Origin of the sequence: Salinisphaera sp. (assembly GCF_002729955.1) — a bacterium.
Taxonomy (GTDB): domain Bacteria; phylum Pseudomonadota; class Gammaproteobacteria; order Nevskiales; family Salinisphaeraceae; genus Salinisphaera.
Genome location: NZ_PBYA01000040.1, coordinates 17,560 through 42,373 on the forward strand (window position 1 = coordinate 17,560; position 24,814 = coordinate 42,373).

At 65.6% G+C, this 24,814-nt stretch carries 18 protein-coding genes; 11 read left to right on the top strand and 7 right to left on the bottom strand.

The annotated features are described in order from the left end of the window. Positions 1 to 6: 6 nt before the first annotated feature. Positions 7 to 732 (bottom strand): MotA/TolQ/ExbB proton channel family protein, encoded by a 726-nt coding sequence (locus CMN27_RS11620; RefSeq protein ID WP_293626614.1) that lies wholly within the window; start codon positions 730 to 732, stop codon positions 7 to 9. Between the two features lie 210 nt (positions 733 to 942). Between CMN27_RS11620 and acs the strand changes: the two genes are divergently transcribed. Together acs and CMN27_RS11630 are read left to right on the top strand one after the other, a co-directional pair. After that, positions 943 to 2,898: an acetate--CoA ligase gene (gene acs, locus CMN27_RS11625; protein WP_293626616.1), complete on the top strand. Its 1,956-nt coding sequence runs from the start codon at positions 943 to 945 to the stop codon at positions 2,896 to 2,898. 487 nt (positions 2,899 to 3,385) lie between these two features. Then, positions 3,386 to 4,567, top strand: coding sequence for an acetyl-CoA C-acetyltransferase (locus tag CMN27_RS11630; RefSeq protein ID WP_293626618.1), 1,182 nt, complete (start codon positions 3,386 to 3,388; stop codon positions 4,565 to 4,567). A 315-nt stretch (positions 4,568 to 4,882) separates the two neighbouring features. Here the strand turns inward: CMN27_RS11630 and CMN27_RS11635 are convergent, their stop codons facing one another. From CMN27_RS11635 to CMN27_RS11650, 4 genes are all read right to left on the bottom strand, one after another. Continuing rightward, positions 4,883 to 6,592, bottom strand: a complete 1,710-nt coding sequence (locus tag CMN27_RS11635; RefSeq protein ID WP_293626620.1) for a methyl-accepting chemotaxis protein — start codon at positions 6,590 to 6,592, stop codon at positions 4,883 to 4,885. A 126-nt stretch (positions 6,593 to 6,718) separates the two neighbouring features. Further along, positions 6,719 to 8,338 (bottom strand): TolC family protein, encoded by a 1,620-nt coding sequence (locus tag CMN27_RS11640; RefSeq protein ID WP_293626622.1) that lies wholly within the window; start codon positions 8,336 to 8,338, stop codon positions 6,719 to 6,721. Next, on the bottom strand, positions 8,335 to 11,427 hold the full coding sequence (locus CMN27_RS11645; RefSeq protein WP_293626623.1) for an efflux RND transporter permease subunit: 3,093 nt from the start codon (positions 11,425 to 11,427) through the stop codon (positions 8,335 to 8,337). Before CMN27_RS11645 ends, CMN27_RS11640 begins: the two co-directional genes overlap by 4 nt. Further along, positions 11,424 to 12,617 carry an efflux RND transporter periplasmic adaptor subunit gene (locus tag CMN27_RS11650; protein ID WP_293626625.1) on the bottom strand — a complete coding sequence of 398 codons (1,194 nt, stop codon included), beginning with the start codon at positions 12,615 to 12,617 and terminating at the stop codon, positions 11,424 to 11,426. Before CMN27_RS11650 ends, CMN27_RS11645 begins: the two co-directional genes overlap by 4 nt. Positions 12,618 to 12,840: 223 nt before the next feature. Here CMN27_RS11650 and CMN27_RS11655 point away from each other — a divergent pair, with 223 nt between their 5' ends. Then, the gene (locus CMN27_RS11655; RefSeq protein WP_293626626.1) at positions 12,841 to 13,416 is read left to right on the top strand and encodes an HNH endonuclease; all 576 of its coding nucleotides are present in this window, start codon (positions 12,841 to 12,843) and stop codon (positions 13,414 to 13,416) included. Positions 13,417 to 13,419: 3 nt separating this feature from the next. On the opposite strand, the gene CMN27_RS11660 is transcribed toward CMN27_RS11655, so the two are convergent. Further along, on the bottom strand, positions 13,420 to 14,178 hold the full coding sequence (locus CMN27_RS11660; RefSeq protein ID WP_293626627.1) for a DUF4197 domain-containing protein: 759 nt from the start codon (positions 14,176 to 14,178) through the stop codon (positions 13,420 to 13,422). 113 nt (positions 14,179 to 14,291) lie between these two features. On the opposite strand from CMN27_RS11660, the gene mobA reads away from it, so the two are divergent. From mobA to CMN27_RS11690, 6 genes are all read left to right on the top strand, one after another. Next, positions 14,292 to 14,879 carry a molybdenum cofactor guanylyltransferase MobA gene (gene mobA, locus CMN27_RS11665; RefSeq protein ID WP_293626629.1) on the top strand — a complete coding sequence of 196 codons (588 nt, stop codon included), beginning with the start codon at positions 14,292 to 14,294 and terminating at the stop codon, positions 14,877 to 14,879. 34 nt (positions 14,880 to 14,913) lie between these two features. Then, positions 14,914 to 16,188 carry a gephyrin-like molybdotransferase Glp gene (gene glp, locus CMN27_RS11670; RefSeq protein WP_293626630.1) on the top strand — a complete coding sequence of 425 codons (1,275 nt, stop codon included), beginning with the start codon at positions 14,914 to 14,916 and terminating at the stop codon, positions 16,186 to 16,188. Between the two features lie 131 nt (positions 16,189 to 16,319). Next, entirely contained in the window at positions 16,320 to 17,681 is a 1,362-nt protein-coding gene (locus CMN27_RS11675) for an OFA family MFS transporter (protein ID WP_293626631.1), read from the top strand. Between the two features lie 87 nt (positions 17,682 to 17,768). Further along, positions 17,769 to 17,903 (top strand): hypothetical protein, encoded by a 135-nt coding sequence (locus CMN27_RS11680; RefSeq protein ID WP_293626632.1) that lies wholly within the window; start codon positions 17,769 to 17,771, stop codon positions 17,901 to 17,903. Between the two features lie 135 nt (positions 17,904 to 18,038). Next, positions 18,039 to 21,035, top strand: a complete 2,997-nt coding sequence (gene fdhF, locus CMN27_RS11685; RefSeq protein WP_293626633.1) for a formate dehydrogenase subunit alpha — start codon at positions 18,039 to 18,041, stop codon at positions 21,033 to 21,035. 45 nt (positions 21,036 to 21,080) lie between these two features. Beyond that, the gene (locus tag CMN27_RS11690; protein WP_293626634.1) at positions 21,081 to 21,593 is read left to right on the top strand and encodes a hypothetical protein; all 513 of its coding nucleotides are present in this window, start codon (positions 21,081 to 21,083) and stop codon (positions 21,591 to 21,593) included. Between the two features lie 19 nt (positions 21,594 to 21,612). Here the strand turns inward: CMN27_RS11690 and CMN27_RS11695 are convergent, their stop codons facing one another. Then, on the bottom strand, positions 21,613 to 22,569 hold the full coding sequence (locus CMN27_RS11695) for an AEC family transporter (protein ID WP_293626636.1): 957 nt from the start codon (positions 22,567 to 22,569) through the stop codon (positions 21,613 to 21,615). A gap of 162 nt (positions 22,570 to 22,731) precedes the next feature. Here CMN27_RS11695 and fdhD point away from each other — a divergent pair, with 162 nt between their 5' ends. Together fdhD and CMN27_RS11705 are read left to right on the top strand one after the other, a co-directional pair. Beyond that, a complete protein-coding gene (fdhD, locus tag CMN27_RS11700) occupies positions 22,732 to 23,580 on the top strand; it encodes a formate dehydrogenase accessory sulfurtransferase FdhD (RefSeq protein ID WP_293626637.1) in 849 nt (282 codons plus the stop codon). A 133-nt stretch (positions 23,581 to 23,713) separates the two neighbouring features. After that, positions 23,714 to 24,802 carry a TAXI family TRAP transporter solute-binding subunit gene (locus tag CMN27_RS11705; protein ID WP_293626638.1) on the top strand — a complete coding sequence of 363 codons (1,089 nt, stop codon included), beginning with the start codon at positions 23,714 to 23,716 and terminating at the stop codon, positions 24,800 to 24,802. The last annotated feature ends 12 nt before the right edge of the window (positions 24,803 to 24,814 follow it).

Genomic DNA, 24,814 nt, shown 5'->3' on the forward strand with positions numbered 1-24,814 from the left:
GCCGGCTCAGGCGTGGGCGGTGGACGACTGGGCGCTGGCGCTCGTCTGCGAGGCCTTCGCCTTCGTTTGCGCCTGATTGAAGCCGCCGACTTCATGGCGCGTGAAGAATCGGGTCAGGGTGTCCTGCATGTCTTCGTGCAGGCGTTCGACCACGCGCTCGCACCAGTTCAGGGCCGCCACCGCCGGAATCGCCACCACCAGGCCGACCGCGGTGGTGAGCAGGGCTTCCCAGATGCCGTTGGAAAGAACCGACGGGTCCACCTGGCTGCCGGCGTTCGCGAGCTGCTGGAAAGCGGTGATCATGCCCATGACCGTGCCCAGCAGGCCGAGCAGCGGCGCCAGCGAGCCAATCACCTCGAGAGGGCGGAAGTAGCTGCGCATCTGGCTGAGATGGCGGGCGCCCACGCGGGCAGCCTCTTCGCGAACGACCGTCACGTTGGCGCCGGCGTTGACGCCGCGCATGGCCACGGCCAGCGTGTCGGCAATCGGATTGCGCTCGTCGGTGAGGGCGGCAATCGCGCCCTGCCGGTCGCCGCTGTGCCACTGGTCCAGCGCGGGCGCGATGAAGCGGCGCTTGCCGACGCGCACGCTCGCATACTGCCAGCACTTGAGCAGGATGATCGCCAGCGCGATCACCGACATGGCCACCAGTACGGCCACTACCGGGCCGCCCAGGCGCAACAGATCAATCAGGCCGGCCAGATCGAAGACCGCGGAACTATCGGGTGTCATGACAGTTTTCTCGGCTGTGGGATGTTAGAACATTGCGCGACAAGGCGCGGGAGTATGAAGCAAACCGCGTCCAGATGCGAACGATTATTATTACCGGTGTGAGGCAAGTCGTCTGTTACGTGTCGCTGTCATGCGCCTTTCGTCTTATGCAGACAGGCTTTGCATGTGCGTATGCTGACTCGTGTTTGCAATTTCGCATCGGGAGACTCCATGGCTGACAACAAGATCGAATCGGTTCTGAAAGAGGATCGACAGTTCGATCCGCCGCAGGCGTTTCTGGACAGCGCCACGCTCAAGGCTGCCGACGTCGACGCGCTGTATCAGGCCGCCGAAGCCGATCACGAAGGTTTCTGGGCCGATCAGGCGCGCGACAAGATCGATTGGCACACGCCTTTCAGCCAGGTTCTGGACGAATCTGACGCCCCGTTCTTCAAATGGTTCGCCGATGGCGAACTCAACGTCTCCTACAACTGCCTCGACCGGCACCTGGACAGCCGCGGTGACAAAACCGCCATCATCTTCGAAGGGGACGATGGCGAGGTCGAGCACATCAGCTATCGCGAGCTGCATGCCCGCGTCTGTCGTTTTGCCAACGCACTCAAGGCCAACGGCCTGGGCAAGGGCGATCGCGCGGTCATCTATCTGCCCAATATTCCGCAGGCCGCAGTGGCCATGCTGGCCTGTGCGCGCATCGGCGCGATTCATTCGGTCGTGTTCGGCGGCTTCTCGGCCGTGTCGTTGCGTGATCGTATCGACGACGCCGAAGCCAAGATGCTGATCACCGCCGATGGCAACTACCGCGGCGGCAAGCTGATTCCCCTCAAGGAAACGGCTGACAAGGCGTTGTCGGAAGGCTGCCAGAGCATTGAGAAGGTCATCGTCTACAAGCGCTCGGGCGCCGACGTCACCATGGCCGAGGGCCGCGATCTGTGGTGGCACGATGCCGTGGACGGCCAGGCCGACCAGTGCGAACCGGAATGGGTGGATGCCGAGCATCCGCTGTTCATTCTCTATACCTCCGGCTCCACCGGTAAGCCGAAAGGCATCCAGCATTCCTCGGGCGGCTATCTGCTGGGCGCGATCTGTACCTGTCGCTGGGTGTTCGACCTCAACGACAGCGACGTATTCTGGTGCACGGCCGACGTCGGCTGGGTGACCGGCCATACCTATATCACCTACGGGCCCACCGCCTGTGGCGCGACCCAGGTCATGTTCGAAGGCGTGCCGACCTATCCCGAGGCGGATCGCTTCTGGAAGATGGTGGATACCCATCAGGTCACCATCTTCTATACCGCGCCGACCGCCATTCGTGCGCTCATGAAGCAGGGCGACGAATACCCGCAGCGCCACGCGCTGGACAGCCTGCGCCTGCTGGGCACGGTCGGCGAGCCGATCAACCCGGAAGCCTGGATGTGGTATCGCGAAATGATCGGCAAGGAACGTTGCCCGATCGTGGATACCTGGTGGCAGACCGAAACCGGCGGCCACATGATCACGCCGATTCCGTCGAGCACGCCGACCAAGCCCGGCTCGGTCGCCAAGGCGCTGCCCGGTATCGCGGCGGATATCATCGACGAATCCGGCGAACGGGTCAGCGACGCCAACGCCGGCGGCATTCTGGTCGTCAAGAAGCCGTGGCCCTACATGCTGCGTACCATCTGGGGCGACCCCGAGCGGTATCGCGAAACCTATTTCGGCATGTTCGACGAACATACCTATGTGGCCGGCGATTCGGCCCAGCGCGATGAGCAGGGCAATTTCCGGATCCTGGGGCGTATCGACGACGTCGTGAACATCTCCGGCCACCGCATGGGCACCATGGAGGTCGAATCGGCGCTCGTGGCCCACAAGGCCGTGGCCGAGGCGGCAGTGGTCAGCCGTCCACACGAGGTCAAGGGCGAATGCATCGTGGCCTTCGTCATCCTCAAGCAGGATGGCGGCAGCGACGAGCTGGCCTCCGAACTGCGCGACTGGGTGACCGAACAGCTCGGCGCCATTGCCAAGCCCGAGGAAATCCGTTTCGCGGACGGTCTGCCCAAGACCCGCTCCGGCAAGATCATGCGTCGTCTGCTGCGTACCGTGGCCCGCGACGAAGAGATCACCTCGGACGTGTCCACGCTGGAAAATCCGCAGATCATCGACCAGCTGCAGGCCAAGGGCAGCTAACATCGAGGCTGATTGAGGCGGCGGTGCCGACAAGGCGCCGTCGCTGACGATCGCAAGGGGTGGCTGGCCCGGTGTTGCGCGCTGCGCACGCCGGCGCCGGCCTTTTTTATGCCCGTTGCATGCACGGCTGCGACGTGCGCGTTGCTTCGTGCGCTGCCGGCTCGATCGCAAGGCGCAGCCGCGCACATCGCTGCGTCGGCGAAAACCCTCAGCGAATGCATGGGGCAGCGCCTGATTGCGTAAACCGTTCGACACGTGGCGCGAGTCTCCCGCTGAGAGGCCTTCCAGCGCCTTCGCTTTGGCCTTATTCGCGTGTCTTCGCGTTCATTTGCGGACAACCTGCTTGAATGATCGCGGCCGCCCGCGTCTCACACATACGCAAGACGCCTTGAGCGTGGCCGGCGTGCGCCGACAGGCGGATTTTTCGTAACATGGCGGCCATCATGCCGCTGTGCGGCAATCCATTCCCGTTCTGGAGTATCGCCACGTGAAAGACAACATCGTTATCGCCGCCGCCGGGCGGACCGCGATCGGCCGCTTCGGCGGCACGCTGGCCGGCATCGGTGCGACCGAGCTGGGCGCGCATACCATTCGTGCGCTGCTCGCCCGTCACGACATCCCCGTCGACGCCGTTGACGAAGTGATCATGGGGCAGGTGCTCGCTGCCGGTGCAGGCCAGAATCCGGCCCGTCAGTCGTCCATCCGTGCCGGGCTGGGCGATGCCACCCCGGCGATGACGATCAACAAGGTCTGCGGCAGTGGTCTGAAAGCGGTGATGCTGGCGGCCCAGGCCGTGGCGCTGGGTGATGCCGAGCTCATCGTGGCCGGCGGTCAGGAGAACATGAGCTCGGCGCCGCATGTGCTGCCCAATTCGCGCAACGGCAAGCGCATGGGCGATTGGGAACTGGTCGATACCATGATCCGCGACGGGCTTTGGGATGCCTTCAACGGCTATCACATGGGCCAGACCGCCGAGAACGTGGCGGAAAAATATCGTGTCTCGCGTGAAGAGCAGGACGAGTTCGCCGCGCGTTCGCAGCAGCGTGCCGAAGAAGCCCTCAAGCATGGCCGCTTCGAAGACGAAGTGCTGCCCATCGAAGTGCCGCAGAAGAAAGGCGATGCCATTTCCTTCGCCCGCGACGAAGGCCCGCGCCCGGGTGTAACCGCCGAAGGCCTTGCTGGGCTCAAACCGGCCTTCACCCGCGATGGCACCGTCACCGCCGGCAATGCCTCGGGCCTGAACGACGGCGCGGCGGCCGTGGTCGTGACCACCCGCGAAAAATGCGAGGCCCTGGGGCTTACGCCGCTATGTCGTATCGCCGGCTATGCCAATGCCGGCGTCGACCCGGCATTGATGGGCATTGCCCCGGTATCGGCCACGCAGCGCTGCCTCAAGCGCGTGGGCTGGCAGGTGGCCGATCTCGATCTCATCGAGGCCAACGAAGCCTTTGCCGCCCAGTCGGTCGCGGTGGGCCGGCAGCTGGAATGGGACAGCGACAAGGTCAACGTCAACGGCGGCGCGATCGCGCTGGGGCACCCGATTGGTGCATCCGGCTGTCGCGTGCTGGTCACGTTGATCCACGAAATGATGCGCCGCGACGTGCAGAAGGGCCTGGCCACGCTGTGTATTGGCGGCGGTCAGGGCGTGGCGCTGGCGGTCGAGCGCTGAAAACGCCTGGCGTGATTCATCGGCAGGTTTTGTAACCTGCTGATTTGCATGCGTTTCGGTCGACGCCCACGGCGTCGGCCGAGCGGCGGCTTCGCTGCGCGGGCGCGTATGGCACCGCTTTTGCATCACTAGAGGCGTACAGCGATTTTGCGCCGTGTTGTTCTCCTCCAATACGCTAGCGCCAAGTTTTTCTACTGAGTCGCTGTACGATCGCGGCTTCCGGCCGGCGCAGCGCGCCGGCCGGTTTTCTATGCGGCGCAAAAACGGCCGGCCGCGCCGGCTCCCCGCCTTCCTGCCAATACGCCCGGTTGCCGCCTAGAAGGTCTGCCACTCCATATCGTCCTCGGCTTCCTTGGGCGCCGGGGCATGCGTCTTTGCCGGCGTGGCCTGCGCCGTGCTCGGCGCGGGCGCCGGAGCCGCGCGGGCTGGCGCCGGGGCGGGCGTGGCCGGGGTTTCAACCTCGGCCGCCGTCGTGACGTCGAGCTGGAATACCGCCACCGCTTCGCGCAGCGTGCGTGCCTGGGCCTCGAGGGCGTTGGCCGCGCTGGAGGCTTCCGAGACGAGGCGTACGTTGTGCTGTGTGACCTGGTCGAGTTCGGTCACGGCCTGATTCACCTGTGCGATGCCGCGCCCCTGTTCTTCCGAGGCGGTGGCGATTTCGGTCATGAGCTGGTCGACCCGTTTGACCGCCGATACCACCTCGTTGATCGCGCTGCCGGCCTGGTCGACGAGCTTCGAGCCCGCGTCCACCCGGTTCACCGATACGTCGATAAGACCGCGAATCTCTTCGGCAGCCTTGGCCGACCGGGTGGCCAGGTTGCGCACTTCGCCGGCGACCACCGCAAAGCCGCGGCCCTGCTCGCCGGCACGGGCGGCTTCCACCGCGGCATTGAGGGCCAGGAGATTGGTCTGGAAGGCGATCGATTCGATCATGTCGATGATCTGGCTGACCTCGTGCGAACTGCGGCTGATGCCCTGCATCGTCTCGACCACTTCACCGACGATCTTGCCGCCGCGCTCGGCCGTCGCCGAGGCTTCATGGGTGAGCTGGCGGGCTTCGCGGGCGTTCTCGGTGTTCTGGTCGACGGTGGAGGTCAGCTCTTCCATGCTCGACGCGGTCTGTACCAGCGACGCCGCCTGCTGCTCGGTACGTGCCGACAGATCGCCGTTGCCGCGGGCGATGGTCTGGGAATCGGCATGAATGGCGTCGCTGCTTTCACGCACCTGGCCCACGGTATCGGCCAGCGCTTTCTGCATGTGCGTAAGCCCCGCGAACAGACGCCCGATTTCGTTGTTGCCGCGACGCTCGATCCGGCCGTGCAGATTACCGCGGGCAATACGTTCGACATGGTCGACCAGCCGGCCCATCGGACGGGTGACGTTCACGCTGATGCCCCAGACCACGACCCCGATCAACAACAGCGTCGCGAGAAAGGCCAGGCCCATGGCGATTTCCAGGCCGATCGCTCTGCTCTGGAAGGTGTCGTAGAGGGCGCTGCCCTGTTCCTCGACGAGGCTGAAGTAGCCGACGGCCTGGGCCGAAAACCGCTGGGTCAGGCGTTCGGCCTCGTCATCCAGAGCCATATAGGCATCGCGATCGCCGGCGGCCAGCGCGCGAATACGGGGCACGACGGCCGTGTCGAACAGGGCGCGATAGGTCTGTTCCACCTGTTCCACCTGGGCCTGATAGCGCGGCGTGAAGTCGGTGGCGAAAAAGGTCTGAAACAACGCCTCGACCGCTTCGGCTTCCTGGCCGAGTGCATCGGCCGTGGTTCGGGTCGTGGCGGCGGTGGCCAGCGACTGATAGTTGTCCTGGACGTGCAGCCGCAGGGTCAGCAGCGCGCTGTTGGCCCGGTTGAGCTGGGACTTCTGTTCGACCTGTACATCACGCACCTTGGCCAGGGCGCCCTGGCTGTACCAGATGGTGTAGCCGCCGATCGCGCCGACTAGAAGCAGCAGGCCGGTAAAACTGGCCAGTACCAGCGCCCAGCTGGTCTTGACGCTCATGTTGTCGAGTAATTTCATCACAGGCTCGCGAGGGTCAAACCGTCGCCGCGTGGACGCGGCGAATCCCAGTGTCGGTTTATATCGGTCGCGAGCGCGTTTTCTTTTGCCGTTTCGTACCGTTACGCCGGCAAACTATGTTCTCGATCAGTCGCGCCAGGGCAGGGCCGGCGGCAGCTCGCCCGGGGCGTCCACCAGGCGGCGGGTCAGCAGGCTGCCATCGGCAACGAACAGATCGATCAGCGCCTGGCGATAGGCGATGAAGGCATCGATACGGTCGAGTTCGGCGGCCAGCAGGTCGCGCTGGGCCTGGGCGACGAGCAGCCCGGTGGAGCGGCCCACATCGAAGCGGGCCTGTTCGGCCTCCAGGGTCTGGCGCTGCAGGGTGACGGTTGCCGCGCTGGCATCGATCTGGGCCGCGGCGCGTTCGGCCTCGACGAGGGCATAGCGGACCTCGGCCTCGATCACGCGCTGCAGGTTGTCGAGGCTGGCTTCGGCCTGACGTACGCTGGCCTTCGCGCGCTGCTGCAACGCGCGTCCGGCACGATTGCCCAGCGGATATTCGAATTCCAGGGCGCCGGACAGATCGTAGGTATCGCCGCCGTCGAGATTTTCGTAGGCGCCGCCGTAGTTGCGTGCGAAGCCGGTCTGGCCGAGGGTGACGAACAGATCCAGGCGCGGCAGCAGGCCGCTGCGGGTGGCTACAACCTCCAGTTCGTTGCGGGCTACGTCCAGGCGCGCCTGGTTGAGTTCGGGGCGGCGGCGCGCGGCCAGGGCCGCATAATCGGCCGGCGCATCCAGCGGCGCGGCGTCGGTTGCCACCTCGGTGGTGGGTTCGACAGCGCGCTCGTAGCGCAGGCGCTCGGGGGCACTGATCAGCTGCAGCAGACGAATACGCAGGCGTGCCGCCTCGGCGCGGCCGTCGATGAGGTCCTGACGGCGGCGGGCCGCTTCGGCAGCGAACGCGGCCTGTTCGACCCGGGCCACCGTGCCGGCCTCGATACGCAGCCGGGCCTCTTCGGACTGACGCTCGGCCACCTCGACGGCGTTTTCGAGTATTTCGATACGTCGACGTGCGCCCAGAAAGTTCCAGTAGGTGCTTTCGACATCGGCCACCAGCGAGGTGACGAAGCCGCGCAGTTCGTAGGCCGAGGCCAGCGCATCGGCCCGTGCCTGGCGCAGCGTCACGAGATTGCTGGCCACGCCAAAGCCGTTGAGCAGGGCCTGGGTCAGGGTCAGGCCGACCCGCGTGCTGGCCTGGCGCGGCGAACGATTCGACTCGCTCAGATCCTGTTCCACGCTCAGCTCGAGTTCGGTGCCGGTGGGCAGGGTCTGGCGTATACCGGCGCGCGCGGCCTCGCCGTCGTTGCGGACATCGAAGTTCTGCTGGATATCCTCGGACACGCGCTGGGCGACTTCGCGCGAGGTTTCCACCCGCGCGAATACGCTCGGGTCGAACACCGCCCGCTCCACCGCGGCGAAGGTGCCGGCGATCAAAGGCTGCAGCCGCTGCGCGGCCAGCGATGGGTTATGTTCCATGGCCATGCCCACGGCTTCTTCCAGGCTCAGCTCGAGCCGGTTGCGCTGGCCGAGTGCGGCGAGTTCGTCGCTGGTGGGCGGCGTGGCTGCGCTTTGTGGTTCGGCGGGTTCGCCGGGCAGCGATTGTTCCGGCCAGACCAGCGCCCGGGCATCGACAAAGGCGCTGGCCGGCGCGGCACAGGCCGCCAGCAGCAGCACGGCCCAGCGGTATCGCCGTAGCGCGCTCATGCGGGCATGCCCTGCCGGCGTGGCCAGGCCCGGTGTACGCCGGCATAGACCACCGGGATCACGACCAGCGTGATCAGCGTGGCGGTGGTCATGCCGCCGACCACGGCCCGCGCCAGCGGCGCCTGCGACTCCGAGCCCTCGCCCAGACCGATCGCAAGCGGCAACAGCGCAAACACGGTGGTCGCGGCGGTCATCAGAATCGGGCGCAGCCGGCGGCGGCCCGCCTCGCGTACGGCGTCGATTGCACTCATGCCCTCGCGTTGCAGCAGGTTGGCCTGATCGACGATGAGAATCGCGTTGTTGACCACAATGCCGATCAGCATCAGACAGCCCAGCAGCGACTGCGAATTGAGGGTGGTGTTCGTGAGCATGAGGGTGGCGACCACGCCGATCAGCGCCAGCGGCACGGTGACCATGACGATCAAGGGGTCGATCAACGATTCGTACAGACAGGCCATGACCATGTAAACCAGCAGCAGTGCCAGGGCCACGTTCACGCCGATCTCGCGAAATGCGGCCTGCTGGGCTTCGTATTCGCCCACCAGCTGCACATCATAATTGGCGGGAATCGCGATATCGTCGAGCGTGGCCTGCACGTCCTCGACCACCGAGCCCAGGTCGCGCCCGGCGATATTGGCATTCACGCTCACCAGCCGCTGCTGGTTGCGTCGATCGATTTCGATCGGGCCGGTGGCTTCAACAATCCGGGCCACGTCGCCCAGGCGCACGCGGCGCCCGTCGCCGGCCGGGACGGGCAGGTCGAGAATCTGGTCGGGGCTGACCTGGCGCGGGTTGGCCAACTGCACGCGCACGCGGACCTCGTCGCCGTCGTCGAGGAAGTAGCCGGCGTTGGTGCCGGCGATGGCCGTCTCCACGGTTTGCCCGATCGCCTCGACCGTAACACCGCGATCCGCCGCCGCCGCGCGGTCGATGATCACATCGCGCTGCGGCGCCGAGCCTTCGCGCGAGGCGCGCAGATCGGTGATGCCGTCGATATCGGCAATCCGTTGCTGGATACGCTTCGACAGCCGCTGCAGCACGCCGAAATCGTAGCCGCGAATCTCGATTTCCAGGCTTTCGTCGGCGCTGCCTACATCCAGCATGCGAAAGAAAAACGGCTGGCGTACGCGTACGCGCACCTCGGTCTCGGCCAGCTCGCCGATGGCCGCGCGCAGGTCGGCCGCGACCTGCTGGCTGCTGCGCGTGCGTGCACCGGCCGGCGGCAACTCGATACGAATATCGGCTTCGGCGCCGGCATCGGCGCGATAGCCCCCACTGCCCACGGTGGTGACCACGGACACCGCTTCCGGTACCACGCGTCGTACCACCGCTTCGGCCTTGCGGGCCTGGCTGTCCATGAGGGCCAGGCGGGTGCCCGGCGGCATTTCCAGGCCCACGCGCACCTCGCCTTCGTCGGTTGCCGGCATGAACTCGCTGCCCAGCTGGGTGAAGCCGACCAGGGCGGCCAGTGTGGCGAGCACGGCCGCGGCGATCACCCGGCGCGGCGCGGCGAGCGCGCCTTCGAGCAGGCGCCGATAGCCTCGATCCACGCCTGCGTAGAGCCCGGTGCCGATCTGTTCCAGGCGGCTCAGCGCCTTGCTTTTCGCCGGCCGGCGCCGGCCCACGAAGCGTGCCGTGAGCATGGGCATGAGGGTGAGCGCGACCACCAGCGAGCAGGCCAGCGCCAGGGCGACCACGATTGCCAGCTCCCGGAACAGCTGGCCGGTGAGTTCCCGTGCGAACAGCATGGGAATGAAAATGGCCAGCGTGGTGAGCGTGCTGGCCACGATCGGGCCGGCCATTTCGTTGCTGCCGGCCACGGCCGAGGCGTGATCGGCTTCGCCCAGTTCCAGGCGTCGACGCTGGATGTTTTCCAACACCACGATGGCAGAATCCACCATCAGGCCCACGCCCAGCGCCAGCCCGCCGAGGGTCATCAGGTTGATCGTATAGCCAAAGCCGTACATGAGCGCGAAGGTGACGACCAGCGATACCGGGATCGCCACCGATACGGCCAGCGCGGCCCGCAGATGGCCCAGAAACACCAGCAGCACGACGAATGCCAGCACGCTGCCGTAGAACAGCGCCCGCGAGACGTTGGCGATCGATCGGTTGATATAGTCCGCCGTGTTGAAAAACGGCGTGATACGTACCTGCGGGAACTCGCGATTGAGTTCGGCCACCTCACGGGTCACGCGTTCGGCAACTTCGACGGTGTTGGCGCCGGACTGCTTGCGTACCCCCATGCGTACGCCGCGCTCGCCGCCGATACGCACCAGCCGCTCGGCGCGCTGCTGGGTATCGCGAACCGTGGCCAGTTCGCCGAGTGTGATCGGCGTGCCGTCGCGTACCAGCACCACCGCCCGGCGCAGATCGTCGAGATCGGAAAACCGCCCCGGCGTACGCAACACCAGCTCCTGGTTGCCGATTTCGATGGAACCGGCCGGCAGATTGCGGTTGGCCGCGGCCAGGGTGTCGCGGATATCGGTCAGCGACAGATCCAGTGCGCGCACGCGATCGATATCCAGGTTCACCTGAATCTCGCGCTCGGGCTCGCCCCAGATCTCCACCGCGGCCACGCCCGGAATCTGCTGCAGCCGATACGACAGCTGGTTGTCGATGAGCCGGCGCAGCTCGATCGGGTCGATGCCGCTGGCCAGGCCCAGGCCCATCACCGGCAGGTCGGCGGTATCGAACTTGCGCAGGCGCGGGCGGCTGGCGTTGTCCGGCAGCTCGTCGAGCTCGGAGAACAGCCGGTCGCGGACATCGTTGGCGGCGGCGTTGATATCCACGCCCCAGCCGAAGCGCAGGGTGACGTCGGCCGTGCCCTCCACCGAGGTGGATTCCATCTCCTCCAGCCCGGGGGTGGCGGCCACGGCCTGTTCCACGCGCCGGGTGACCAGTTCTTCCATGGTCTCGGGCGCGGCGTTTTCATAGTCGACCGAAATCGTCAGCGACGGCGTTTCGACACTGGGCAGCAGATCGACCGGCAGCCGGCTCAGACCGACCGCGCCGAACAGCAGCGCGATCGCCATGATCATGCAGGTCGCGACCGGGCGTGCGACCGAAAACGCCGGCAGGCTCATCATGCGCCGTCGCGCTCGCTGGCCGTCGTGCGCGCGGCATCGTCATCCACGGCGACCTCGATGCCGTCTTCGAGCTGGGCCTGGCCGAGGGTGACCAACGGCCCTTCGAGGGTGTCGGGCGCACGCAGCGCGGCCTGATCGCCCTGGGTGAAGGCGACGTCCACCGGCACGAAATGCGCGACGCCGGCAGCGCTATCCACGACAAAAACCCCCGTATCGCCCCCGCGGCGTACGAGCGCGGCACGCGGTACCACCAGCGCCGATGTCAGGCGTTGGGCGACCAGGCCCACCTGCACGAACATGCCGGGGGCGAGCCGGCCCTGGGCATTGGGCACGGTCAGCTCCACCCGGGCACGCCGGGTCTCCGGGTCGAATACCGGCGCGATACGTGCGATTTCGGCATCGAATGCGGCGGTTTCGGCGCCGGCGATACGCAGTTGTGCAGGCTGACCTACGGCCAGGGTCGGATACAGCGCCTCGGGCACCTGGATCACGGCGGTGAGCGGGCGCACGGCCACGATGCGCAGCAGCGGCGTGTTGGCGGCCACCGTATCGCCCGGCTCCACCATGCGTTCGCCGATCTGTCGCGGGCGCTCGTCGTCGGGCCACTGGGCGCGGATTTCGGTATAGCCCAGGCGAATGCGCGCGGTCTGCACCTGGGCCCTGGCCTGGGCAATATTGGCGCGGGCCACCGTGGCCGTGGCCCGGGCATTGGAGGCCTCGGCTTCGGCGCTGTCGAGTTCCGCGGTGGCGGCGATGCCCTTGTCGTTGAGTGAGCGCACCCGTGCGAGCGTGCGCTCGGCGGTGCGGGCATCGCTGCGGGCCTGCTCGTACTGGGCCTGTGCGACTTCGAGCTGGGCCTCGGCCTCGGCCAGTGCCTGGCGGTATTCCTCGTCGTCCAGGCGGATGAGGGTATCGCCGCTTTCTACGTCGTCGCCTATATCCGCCGCGATCGAGGCGATCTGGCCGCCGATCTTGGGCGCGACCGTAAGCGTCGCGCTGGCCTCGAGCGTGCCCGAAAACTCGCGGATGTCGTCGATCGAACGCCGTTCGGCGGGGCGGGTTTCGACCGCCACGCGTCCGGCCTCGCGCTCACCCGGCCCGGCCTCGTCGCCGCCTCGATACCCGATGGCCCACACGGCCACAACCAGTACCAGCGCAGCAACCAGCAGCAGCGTGGCGCGACGGCTCATCGGGGCCCGCGCCTTGTCATGGCGCCTTGCATCCGCTGCGAAAGCGGGGCGGTATGGTTAGACAAAGGCGGGCACGTACCGCGTTGCGCGCCAAGATAAATATCCGGTAAAACAAGGTTCATGCGCGTCAACATGCGGTCATATCGCCGTGTGAGCCTAACCGATAAACCGCTCGGCCGGCGCTGTCGGTCCGCGGTGAGGTTGTAATGGAGGTAAAGGCGTCGTGGCAGAAGCGATTCCACGCATACTGAAACTGGATGCCGGGGGCCTGCCCGTGGAGTGGGTGGATTGGCGTGAAGCGGTCAGCCTGTACTTCACCGACAAGATCGCCTGGGAAGCCGGCAGCGAAAAGATCTGCCTGCGCGGCGGGCGTTCGCGTTCGACAGGCCTGCGCAGCCAGATCGAGATCGATTCCATCATCGCGGTACGCGATCGTTCGCATCGGTTTGCCCGTAACCTGGTGCCGGCGCTGACGCGGCGTGAGCTGTTCCACCGCGATGGCGGTCTGTGCATGTACTGCGGTACCCGGCTGACGTTCTCGCAGATGCAGATCGAGCATGTCGTGCCGCGCTCGAAAGGCGGCGGCCATGCCTGGACCAACGTGGTATCCACCTGCGAAGGCTGTAATCGTTTCAAGGACGACCGCACGCCGGAACAGGCGGGGATGACACTGCTGGCACTGCCGTACGAGCCCAATCTGGCCGAGTGGCTGATTCTGGCGAACCGCCGCATCCTGGCCGACCAGCAGGCGTTTCTCGAACGCCTGGCCCCCAAACGCGACGCCCGCTTCGACGCCTAGCTCTTACCGCGATACGGTCGAAAACACCTTCTCGGCGATCGCGTTGCCGGCGGCAGCGGGATTGGCGCGAATCTTTTGCTCCTGCTGGCCGATCACCGCGAACAGCCCGTCCAGCGCCTGCCGGGTGACATAGTCGTTGACGTCGAGATTCATGCCCGGCACGAACGCCAGCATGGGTTTGGCGCGCGAGGTCAGCGCCTCGTAGCGCGATACGGCCTGCGACTGGGCGGTGGTATTCGCGATGATGGGCTCGAATCGGGCCGCCAGATCGTCGCCGGCGTGTTCGCGCAGATAGTCGGTGGCCGCCGTGCTAGAGCCCTGCAGGATGTCGTAGGCATCGCGCACGCTCATGTTGTTGATGGTTTCGCGCACGATCGGCCCGGCTTCGGCGGTGGCCTGCTCGGCGGCCCGATTCATGGACAGTTGAAAGCTGTCGAGCTGGTCGCCAAAGCCGGCGCCACGCAAGGCCGAAGAGGCCTGGCCCATCCAGCCGGGCAGGGGGATACGGCGTGCCGTATTGCCCCAGAAGCCGTCGGTCTGGCCAAGCTGGGTCACGGCGGCCGAAGCGCCGTCGGCCAGGGCGGCACGCAGACCGGTGACCACTTCGTTCTCGGGCAGCTGGCGCGCGCTGGCGTTGGTCTGCCCGCCTTCGAGTTCGCCCATGAACTGTTTGAAGCGATCGCCCAGGCTCTGGGCGCTGGCGGTGGTGGCCACCGCGGCCAGCGCGCCGCTGGCGATGATGCGGATAAGTCTGCGTCGCATGGGCGAAGTGTCCTTGAGTAGTCGGCCTGGTCGATCATACCGCGGCGATCCGGCTGGCAAATGAACGCCGCGTTCGTTGCCTCACCGCAGCGCTCGGCCCCAGAATCGCAGCGATGAATATCGATCGCAGTCAGATCACCGCCGGCATTCTCGCCGGTGGCGCAGCCCGGCGGCTCGGCGGTATCGACAAGGGCTGGTATGTGCTCGATGGCCGTGCGCTTGTCGAACACACGCTGGCACGCCTCGAACCCCAGGCCGGTCATTTGTTGATCAGCGCCAACCGTTCCCTGGACCGCTATCGCGGCCTGGGCTGCGAGGTGGTGATGGATCGAGCCCCCGGCCATGGCGGCCCGTTGCAGGGCCTGGCCAGTCTGCTGCACGCGACGTCGACGCCGTACCTGCTGGTGGTGCCGGTGGATACACCGGCGTTACCCGAAGATCTGGGGCAACGGCTTGCCGAGGCGATGACGCCGGGCATCGATCTGGTCTGTGCGCGGGCCGCACAGCGGCGTCAGCCCCTGCACGCGCTCATGCGCCGGCAGGTGCTGGCCCCGCTGGAAACCGCGCTTGCCGCCGACATGGCCCGGGTGACCGACTGGCAGGCGCGGCTCGCCGTGGCCGAGGTCGATTGGCCGCAGGCGGACGCCTTTGCCAATATCAACGCCCCCAGCGACGCGCGAGCGTGGCAAGAACCACGCTGAATCGCTACTTCGTTCCATCGTCATGAGTGAGCCGATGTTGCAATCCCCCGACGCCTCGGATTTTCGTCCGACCCCGGACAACAAGCCCATGCCTTTGGCCGAGGCCCGTGCGCGCATCGTCGAGGCGATCACGCCCATTCGCGACTGTGAGCGCATCCCCCTGCATGCCGCGTTGCATCGCGTGCTGGGCGAGAGCGTCGTATCGCGGATCAACGTGCCTGGCGCCGACAATTCGTCGATGGACGGCTACGGCTATGCCGCGGCCGATATCGCCGCCGACGGCGACGCGCTTGAGATCGTGGGTGAAAGCCTGGCCGGACATCCCTATGCGGGGTCGCTCGGCGCCGGTCAGTGCATACGCATCATGACCGGCGCGGTGGTGCCGCCGGGCGTGGATACGGTGGTGATGCAGGAAAACACGCAGGCGTCGGGCGCACAGCTGGTGATCGAACAACGACCGAAGGCAGGCAGCAATATTCGCTTGGCGGGAGAGGATATCGCCGCGGGCGCCACCGTGCTGGCGGCGGGCTGCTATCTGCGCCCGGCCGATATCGCCATCCTCGCTTCCGTGGGAGTGAGTGAAGTCGCGGTGGTACGCCGGCCCCGGGTGGCTTTCTTTTCCACCGGCGACGAGCTGCGCCCGATCGACGGGCCGATCGAGCCGGGCGAAATCTACGACAGCAATCGCCACGGTCTGGCCGCGCTGCTCGCCGAACTGGGCATGCAAGGCATCGATCTGGGCGTGGTCGGGGATTCGCCCGAGGCCCTGCGCGGCGCATTCGAACAGGCGGCCGAATACGACGCCGTGGTCACCAGCGGCGGCGTTTCGGTCGGCGCCGCGGATTTCGTGCTCGACGTGCTCGGCGAGCAGGGTGAGGTGGATTTCTGGCGGGTCGCGATCAAGCCGGGCAAGCCGCTGGCCTTCGGCACCCTGGGTAATGCCCGTTTCTTTGGCCTGCCGGGCAATCCGGTATCCACGGCCGTGACCTTCATCCAGCTGGTGCGCCCGGCGCTGGTGCGTATGGCCGGGGGTCATCCGGCGCTGCCCATCCGGCTTGATCTGCCCACCCTGGCCGATCTGCGCAAAAGCCCGGGGCGGGAGAATTTCCTGCGGGCCCGGCTGGTCACGACCGACGCCGGCCGGCTGGCGGTGGAGCCGATCGACCACCAGGGTTCGGGCGTGATGCGATCGATGAGCAGCGCGGATTGCTTCATCGTGCTGCCGGCCCCGCAGCAGGACGTGCCGGCCGGCGAGATGGTCACGGTCGAGCCGTTCGCCCAGACGCTCTGGGGCCACCCCGCCGGCTGACTGCTACCGGCGAAGCGTTCTCCCGGCCATCATCCGACTTTGGTCGCAGAAACGATTGCATATCACATACAGCTGCTAGGGTGCGCGCAAGCTCATGCCTGCGGCGCGGCCGCGTTTTGTCTGGGGGGAATATGGCCGGGTTTTTCGACAAGTCCAGCACGGTGGCCAAGCCGGGCTTCAACCGCTGGATGGTGCCGCCCGCGGCACTGTGTATTCATCTGTGCATCGGCCAGGTGTATGCGTTCTCGGTATTCAAGATTCCCTTGACGCAGATCGTCGGCGTCACCGAGTCGGCCCCGGCCGACTGGTCGCAGTCGACGCTGGCCTGGATCTTTTCGCTGGCCATCGCCGCCCTCGGTCTGGCGGCGGCATTCGGCGGCCAGTGGCTGGAGCGGGTCGGCCCGCGCAAGGCGATGGCGCTGGCGGCGGCCTGTTTCGGCGGCGGCTTCATCGTCTCCGCCTTCGGCGTGTGGTGGCACCAGATCTGGCTGGTGTATCTCGGCTATGGCGTGATTGGCGGCATCGGTCTGGGCATTGGCTATATCTCGCCCGTGTCCACGCTCATCAAATGGTTTCCCGACCGCCCGGGCCTGGCCACCGGCATGGCGATCATGGGCTTTGGCGGCGGCGCGATGATCGGCTCGCCGCTGGCCACCTCGCTGATGGCATTCTTCTCCGGGCCGGATACGGTAGGCGTGGGGTCCACCTTTGTCGCCATGGGCATCATCTATTTCCTGTTCATGATGATCGGCGCGCTGATCGTGCGTATTCCGGCCAAGGACTGGCAGCCGCAGGGGTTCGACCCCGAACAGGACGGCAAGCAGGACAAGATGATCACGCGCGGCCACGTGCACGTGAATCAGGCCATGAAGACGCCGCAGTTCTATTTCATCTGGCTGGTGCTGTTTCTCAACGTCACCGCCGGCATCGCGCTGCTCGAACAGGCCTCGCCGATGGCCCAGGAAATGGTCGGCACCAGCGCGGCCGCGGCGGCCGGCTTCGTGGGCGTGCTGTCGATCTTCAACATGGCCGGGCGCTTCTTCTGGGCCTCCACCTCGGACTACATCGGCCGCAAGATGACCTACGTGATCTTCTTCGTGCTCGGCATGCTGCTCTATGCCGGGGTGCCGAGTATCGCCGCGGGCGGCAATATCGTGCTGTTCGTGCTGGCCTGCTGCATCATCGTTTCCATGTACGGCGGCGGCTTTGCCACCGTGCCGGCCTATCTGCGCGATATCTTCGGCACCATGCACGTGGGCGCGATCCACGGGCGTCTGCTCACGGCCTGGGCCGCAGCAGGCGTGGTCGGGCCGGTGCTGCTCAACCAGCTGCGAGAGGGGCGTATCGAAGCCGGCGTGGCACCGGCGGATGCCTACACCACCACGCTCTACATCATGGTGGCGCTGTTGGCGGTGGGCCTGGTCTGCAATCTGCTGGTGCGGCCGGTGGCCGAAAAGCACCAGTACGAGGGGGATCCGTCGAACCCGGACTAGAACGAAACGGGCTCGCGGCGGCTCGACGCCGTCCGGGGCGGAGTCGAACTTGTTGATTTGATTCGCTGCATTATGCAGGAGACAATGATGAATACCGAAGCCAATACAGCTTCCGCCACGCCGACCTGGCAGATCGCCGGCCTCTGGGCCATGGTCACGATCCCCGCGCTCTGGGGCTTTTTCGAAACGCTGGTCAAGGCATCGCGGCTGTTCACCGGCTAGGTAGGCCTAAAGCAGGGCCTGCAATTGATCCAAGTCCGTTGTCTACTAGGAGACGGGCTTATTCCGGCTTTTATCTCGCGCGCAACATAATCGTGCGAAGATGCAGAACATAGAGGCCGGCTCAGGAGACACCCCATGGATGACGTTGCCGAACAGATCGAAATCACCGTAGACGGCCGTACGGTCTGGGCACGCCCCGGCCAGCTTCTGCCCGAGGCCCTGGAAGGCACCGGCATCTATCTGCCGCATGTCTGCTATCACCCGAGCCTGGGGCCGCTGCAGACCTGCGATACCTGTTTCGTGGAGATCGACGGCAATCTGGTGCGCGGCTGTAGCGTGGCGGTCAAGCCCGGCCTGGACGTGACGATTGAAAGCGATAGCGCCCATGCCGCCCGTCACGAGGGCATCGACCGGATCGCCTCGAACCACGATCTGTATTGCTCGGTGTGCGACAACAACAACGGCAACTGTGAAGTGCACAACACCGTGCGCGACATGGAAGTGCCCGGCCAGCACTACGAATTCCGCGGCAAGCCCTACGAAAAGGACTACTCCAACCCGTTCTATATCTACGATCCGGACCAGTGCATCCTGTGCGGTCGCTGTGTCGAGGCCTGCCAGAACCTGCAGGTCAACGAAACACTGTCGATCGACTGGAGTCGCGAACGTCCGCGCGTGATCTGGGACGACGATATCCCGATCGAGGATTCCTCCTGTGTTTCCTGCGGCCATTGTGTGACGGTCTGCCCCTGCAACGCGCTGATGGAAAAGACCATGCTCGGCAACGTCGGTCCCATGACCGGCCTGTCGCCGCAGGCGCGGGGGCGCTACCAGAAGCTCGGTCGCTCGGCCATCGACCTGGTCAAGGCCGCCGAACACACCACCGGCTTCGGGCCGATCTTCGCCGTGTCGGAAGTCGATGCGGCGATGCGCGAAACCGAGCTCAAGCGCACCAAGACCGTCTGCACTTACTGCGGCGTGGGCTGCTCCTTCGAGATGTGGACCCGCGGGCGTGAACTGCTGAAGGTGCAGCCGCAGCCCGAAGCGCCGGCCAACGGTATCTCCACCTGTATCAAGGGCAAGTTCGGCTGGGGCCATATCAACAGCGAACACCGGCTGACCAAGCCGCTCATTCGCGAAAACGGCGCCTTCCGCGAAGCCGAATGGGACGAGGCCTACGCGCTGATCGCCCGTCGCTTCAACGAAATCCGCGAAGCCAACGGCCCGGACGCGCTGGCCTATATCGCCTCCTCGAAGTGCACCAACGAGGAAGGCTATCTGATGCAGAAATTCGCCCGTGCGGTCATGGGCACGAACAATATCGACAACTGCTCGCGCTATTGTCAGGCGCCGGCCACCGAAAGCCTCTGGCGTACCGTCGGCTACGGTGCCGATACCGGCTCGATCGCCGATCTGGCGGCGGCCGATCTGCTGATGATCGTCGGCTCGAACACGGCCGAAAGCCATCCGGTGATCGCCACCCGCTTCAAGCGGGCCAAGAAGCTGCGCGGCCAGAAACACCTCGTGGCCGACCTGCGCAAGAACGAAATGGCCCAACGCGCCGATCTGTTCGTCAAGCCCGAGCCGGGCACCGACATGATCTGGCTGAACGCGATCGCCAAGCGCATCGTCGAAATGGGCCGGGCCGACACCGACTTCATCGAAAACCATGTCGAGGAGTACGAGGACTACGTCAAGAGCCTCGAGCCGTTCACCATGGAGTTCGCCCAGCAGCGCTGTGGCCTGAGTCAGGACGAGCTCGATCGTATTCTCGACATGGTGCTCGAAGCCAAGACCATCTGCGGCGTCTGGGCCATGGGCGTGACCCAGCACACCATGGGCGCGGATACCGCGACCGCGCTGTGCAACCTGCTGCTTCTGACCGGCAACATGGGCCGCTTCGCCACCGGCGGCTATCCGATGCGCGGGCACAACAACGTGCAGGGCGCGAGCGATTTCGGCTGCATGCCGGGCCGTTTCCCCGGCTACGACTTCGTCACCGACGATACCGTGCGTGCCCGCTACGAGCAGGCCTGGGGCGTCGAGCTGACCACCCGCAAGGGGCTGAACAACCATGAAATGGTCACCCACATGCACGAGGGCGATCTGAAGTCGCTGTATGTGGTGGGTGAAGACATGGGCATCGTCGATTCCGATGCCCTGCACGTACAGTCCGCCTTCGAAAAGCTCGAGTTCATGGTCGTACAGGACATGTTCTTCTCGCGGACCTGCGAGTTCGCCGACGTGGTGCTGCCGGCCAGTCCGTCGGTGGAAAAGGAAGGCACCTTCGTCAATACCGAACGCCGTATCCAGCGTCTGTATCAGGTGTTCGAGCCGATGGGCGATTCCAAGCCCGACTGGATCATTCATACCGAACTGGCGCGTGCGATGGGCGCGGACTGGAACTACAGCCACCCCAGTGAAATCATGCATGAGGCGGCGTCCATCGCCGACCTGTTCGCCGGGGTGCACTACGACCGTCTGCAAGGCTTCAATTCCCAGCAATGGCCGGTGGCCGCCGACGGCACCAGCGAGTCCAATCTGTATTCCAGCGGCAAGTTTCATTTCGATAACGGGCTGGCGCGCTTCCACCCGGTCGAATGGAACGAGCCGACCGACCAGCCCGACGACGAGTACGACCTGCATCTGAACAACGGCCGTCTGCTCGAGCATTTCCACGAAGGCAATCTCACTGACGAAACCGCCGGCATCGTGTTCAAGATCGAGCGCAGTTTTGTGGAAGTCTCGCCGGAGCTGGCGGCCGAGCGCGGCATCAAGCCGGGCAGCATCGTACGGCTTGTCTCGCGGCGCGGCGCGATCAAGGTGAGCGTGGAAGTCACCGATCGCGTGGCCGGCAAGCAGATGTACATGCCCATGCACGGCAAGAAGAACATCGAGGCGATCAACGTGCTTACCAGCTTCGAGTCGGACAAGGACACCGACACCCCGGCCTACAAGGAGCTGGCGGTGAAGATGGAAATACTCAGCGTCGACGGCCATCCGCCGCTCAAGGCGAACAATCAGCGCAACGCCACGCGCAACCCTGTATCGGGCGTGCAGGTCAACGCCAAGTGGAAGCGCGACGACTACAAGCGTCCGCCCAAGGCGCGGCCGGCCGACAGCGGCCTGTAAACAGGCCGGTATTCGTCTTCGCACACCGTTTTTCAGGATTTCGTCATGGCAGAACAGATTCATTACCGGCCCGCCGAGGCCAAGCAGTATCGTAAGGACACGCTGGCGGAGTTCGAGCGTCTGGAAGGGCGGGTCGCCGAGATCAACGGCCTGCTCGACGAGCTCTATGAATCGGGCGTGATTCGCTGGCTCAAGGATTTTGCCGGCGCCTTTCCGCAGATTTCGAGCATCGCCGTGGAAAGCATGAACACCCCGCAGGGGCATGCCGGCATGCGCAATCTGCTGGTGGTTGCCCAGCAACTGGGCAAGATCGATCCGGATCAGCTGGAGCGCACCTTCGGCGCGATTAATGCCGGCATGAACGAGGCCGCCAAGCCGGCAAGCGACGATACGCCCTACAACCCGCCGGGCGTCACCGGCGTGTTCAAGCTGCTGCACGACAAGGAGCTATGGGCCACGCTGTCGCCGCTGATCGCCGGCGCCAGGGCCTATTCGCAGGCGCGCCGCGGGCAGCAGAGCGACGGCGAGAACGCAGGCGAGAACAAGGGCGCCGAGTAAGTAATCCGGGCGCGACGGCTCAGGCGGTCGCGATCATGCCCAGGGCGCTGAGCATGAATACGCCCGCGGTAATGGTCGCGCTCGCGGCCAGCGTGGTCACGGCCACGATATTGGCCGCCAGGCGGGCATTGCCGCCCATGGCCTGCACCATGATGAAGCTGGCGGCGGCGGTGGGTGCAGCGAAATACAGAAACAGCAGCCCCAGCTCGCGTCCTTCGAAGCCGCACAGCCAGCCCAGGCCGGTAGCCACGGCAGGAAACACCACCATCTTGATGGCGGCGGCTGAAAACGCGATGCCGCGGGCTTCGTAGAGCGCACCCAGCGAGAGCGTGCCGCCGATACAGATCAGCGCCAGCGGCAGGGTCAGACGGGCGAAGTATTCACCCGAAGTCATCATCCACTCGGGAATGGGCAGGCCGGCCGCGGCCACGGGTATGGCCACCAGCGTGCCGATGATCAACGGGTTGGTGATGATACCGCGGCTGATGCTGCGCCAGTCGGCTTTCTGGTCGGGCTGATACCAGGCCAGAATCAGCACCGACAGCACGTTGTAGAGCAGAATCACCAGGCCGACCAGAATGCCGCCGGCCGACAGGCCGAAATCGCCGTACATGCTGGCCGCCAGCGCCAGCCCCACGATGCCGCAGTTGCCGCGAAACGCGCCCTGGACATACACCCCGCGTTCCACGGTTTCGACCCGCCAGATCGCCCACAGCCAGGTCAGCGCGAAGCAGGCCAGCGTTGCCGCCGCGAAGTAGAGCATCAGCCCCGGCAGCAGTGCCTGGGACAGATCGGCCTTCACGATGCTGATGAATACGAGCGTCGGCATGCTGCCCTTGAATACCAGCGTCGAGGCGGTATTGATGAAGGCGTCGTCGATCCAGCCCGCGCGCTTCAGGCCGATGCCCAGAAACACCATCGAGAACACCGGCAGGGTGACGTTGAGGGTCTGAACGAATACAGCGAAAAGATCCATGACGAGATCGCGCGAGGGAAGATGAAAAACGGTTGCATGCGCCGTGCCGGGCCGGGGTCGCCGCAGGGCGAGCCGGGCTGCGCGCGTGCAGAATACACAGATTCGGGCCGGTTCGCGGCCCGCATCTGCCCGCGGCCGGCAGCGATGGGTTACCGTGGGGCGATGAGCGCCGACGATGCCGCAACTGCCAGTCCTGCCGAACAAAGCCCGGCGCGTGCGAGTGTGCGTATCCGGGCATACACCCGCGACGGGTTTGCAGGCCGCGACGATACCCTGGCCGTCGAACGCGCGCTGGAAATTCATGTCGCAGGCGCCGAGCCGCTGATCACCATGCGCACCCCGGGGGCGGATGCCGAGCTTGCGGCCGGGCTCATGCACGGCGAAGGCGTGATCCGTTCCCGCGACGACATCGTCTATCTGCGCGCAGCCCCGGGCGAGGCCGACGTGATGCGGCTCATGCTCAAGCCCGAGGCCCGGGCGCGACTGGATCGCGTGGAACGCAATACGCTGGCCACGAGCGCCTGCGGGGTCTGCGGCAAACCCAGCTTCTCGCCGCCCCGGCCAACCGGGCGCCCGAGCAGCGCCGCGGGCCCGGGTCAGGTGGCCCCGGAGCTGCTGCTGGCCCTGCCGGATCGGCTGCGTGCCCGGCAGGGCGTGTTCGACGCCACCGGCGGTATTCATGCCGCCGGCCTGTTCGATGCCCAGGGCCGGCTGTTGTCGGTGCGCGAAGACGTCGGCCGCCACAATGCGCTCGACAAGCTCATCGGCCGTGCACTGCTCGACGATCGCCTGCCGCTATCCGACTGCATCGTCATGCTCTCGGGGCGCGCCAGCTACGAGCTGCTGCAGAAGAGCGTGATGGCCGGCGTTCCGATCGTGTGCGCGGTGTCCGCGCCCAGCAGCTATGCCGTGGCGCTGGCCGAGCAGTTTGGCGTGACGCTGGTGGGTTTTCTAAGAGGCGATCGCTTTAACGTGTATAGCCATGCAGAGCGCGTTTGCGGCGCGAGCTAGCCGCGTGGGGGCTTGGTCTGTGTGGTCGATGCCACCATGGCCTAATAGTCGGCGCTTTGCGCCTCTGGTATTTCTGGCGGTTTACCGGCATCCGCGTGCCGGCGTCGAACAACGATTGAACAGGGGAAGCGATATGGCCACGAAACACGGTCTGTGGATTGCGGGCATTGCCTGCATGGGTTTGCTGCTGGCCGGCTGTGGCAACGGCGACGAGGCCGGCCAGACCGATGCGACCAGCTCGACGGAAAGTACGAGCAGCGAACCGGTAAGCCTCATCTTCGGCACCGGCGGTACCTCGGGCAGCTATTACCCCATCGGCGGCGCGCTCAAGCGGGTGTTCGAGGACAGCGATCAGATCGATCAGGTCCAGGTCGTGTCGACCGGCGCTTCGGTACAGAACATCAACAATATCCAGGACGGCACCAACCAGCTCGCGATCGTGATGAGCGACGTGGCCTACGATGCCATCAACGGCCAGGGCCAGTTCGAGGGCCGCAAGGCCGATATCAAGACCATCGCCGGGCTCTATCCGAACGTGGTGCAGGTGGTCGCCACCGCCAATAGCGATATCCAGAGCGTCGCCGACATGAAAGGCAAGCGTATCGGCGTGGGCAAGGTCGGCTCCGGCGTCGAACAAAGCGCCCAGAAGGTGCTGGAAGCCGCGGGCATGAACTACGACGATCTCGCGCGGGTCAGCCATACCGGCTATGCCGACAGCGTGACCGAAATGAGCAACGGCAATCTCGATGCCGCCTTCTTCACTTCGGGCGTGCCCAATTCGAGCATCACCGGCCTGATGCAGAACACCGACGTGAACTTCGTCAACGTCGACGGCGAAACGGCCGATACGCTGCTCGACAAATATCCCTACTACGAAACCTATGAAATCCCGGCGGGTGCGCCCGAGCGGTACGATCTCGAAACCGCGGTCAACACGGTCGCCATTCGCAATCTGCTGATCGCACCGGCTTCGATGTCGGACGATGTCAGCCGCGAGCTGGCCCAGCGCTTCTATGACTATCTGGGTACCGACAAGGTCTCGGTGGGCGCGCTCAAGCAGTTCGATCGTTCGCGCATGGGCCAGGATGTGGTCGTACCGCTGGCCGCCGGCGCGCAGTCGTTCTACGACAGCCTGAACGGTCAATCCGGCAGCGACTCGGGCGACGACGCCAGTGGCGACACGGATCAAACGAGCCAGAACGCCGAGACCGACGCCAGCTGATCGTCAGCGCAG